Consider the following 1192-nt stretch of genomic DNA (forward strand, 5'->3'; position numbering starts at 1 on the left):
CGTCCTCACGCGCGGCCGGCAGGGCGACGAAGATGCCGTAGGCGCCGGCTGCCGAGCAACCGATCGCGAGGCCGGCGACGACGGCCGCAGCGAGTTTGAACCTGTCGAGCGGGCCCGTCATTCTTCGTCCCCGATCGGGAGGAGCGTGACGGTCTGCCCGGCCAGGGCGTGGGTGCAGTCATCCAGAAACTGGATGTGTCCGTCCCTGACGAAGGAGTGGCAGACGAGCGGACGCGGATTGATCGCTTCGCCCGCCATCACACGATCATGCTCGTCGTCGGTCAAAGGCTGCACGCCCTGCACCAGGACGGAAGGCTGGAAGGTGGGTCGGCCGTAGTCGCCGTTCCAGGACCAGCGCGGCCCGGCCCCCTCACCAACCTTGATGCCATGCCGCTGGTTGCATCCTGGGCATTGAAGGAAGAGTTGTCCGCCCGCGCCGAAGCGCAGCACTCCACGCGCGCCCATCACTCGAGCCCCGAAACGCAAAGCTCGGCCTCGCCGAGACGCTGCGCGTCGCCCATCTCGCGACGCTTCACCAGGCCATTGACGACCTGCCCGCCAGCCTTGTTGAACGCCGTCTGCGCCTCGCAGGCCTGCCGATAGCGCCGCGACGTCAGATGCCGGGCGGCCGTGGATCGGATCATGGCCGAAGCGCCGAAATTATAGGCCCCCGACGTCATCGAGGCCTGCAAGCTGACCGGCGCGGCCAGGAACCCCGGAACGCCATCGACGAGCGGCAGGTAATAGTCGCGCACGACGCGGCGCCGGAGCATCGCCTCACACTCGGCCGGCGTGAAGCTCATGCCGGGTTTGACCGGCTGGCCGTTGACCCGGGTCTCGCCGTAGCAGATGTCCCAGATCTTGGCGTAGTGGTCCCAATGGGATTTCAGGGCGAGCCCCTCCCACGGCTTGATGAGCCCATCGACGGCGAGAGAGACGGCAGGCGGGGTCATCCCCTTGTCGATCGCTGCGCGGATCGTGGCCGGCGTCTCGACCGGCGTGCGCGCGGTCCAGGCGGTCCAGCCGCTGGTGATGGCGAGCACGGCCGCGCCCGCCAGGGCGGCTTTCCCCCGCTTGGTGGCGACGATCTTATGAACGGGCATCGTCATCCTCCGGCAGCGAGTTCTGAGCGACGATGCGCGCGACGAAGGCGCCTGCCGAAGCGAAGGCGCAGATGAGTGCGAAGGTGCGC

The 1192-nt window shown here is 68.2% G+C and carries 2 protein-coding genes; both read right to left on the minus strand.

Translation table 11 applies throughout. The features are described from left to right. Nucleotides 1-117: 117 nt before the first annotated feature. Nucleotides 118-465 carry a DUF6527 family protein gene (locus tag NS365_RS10775; RefSeq protein WP_058600296.1) on the minus strand — a complete coding sequence of 116 codons (348 nt, stop codon included), beginning with the start codon at nucleotides 463-465 and terminating at the stop codon, nucleotides 118-120. Beyond that, entirely contained in the window at nucleotides 465-1103 is a 639-nt protein-coding gene (locus NS365_RS10780) for a lysozyme (RefSeq protein ID WP_058600297.1), read from the minus strand. Before NS365_RS10780 ends, NS365_RS10775 begins: the two co-directional genes overlap by 1 nt. Nucleotides 1104-1192 lie beyond the last annotated feature (89 nt).

The organism is Aureimonas ureilytica (assembly GCF_001475935.1).
In the GTDB taxonomy this organism is placed as follows: Bacteria; Pseudomonadota; Alphaproteobacteria; order Rhizobiales; family Rhizobiaceae; genus Aureimonas; species Aureimonas ureilytica_A.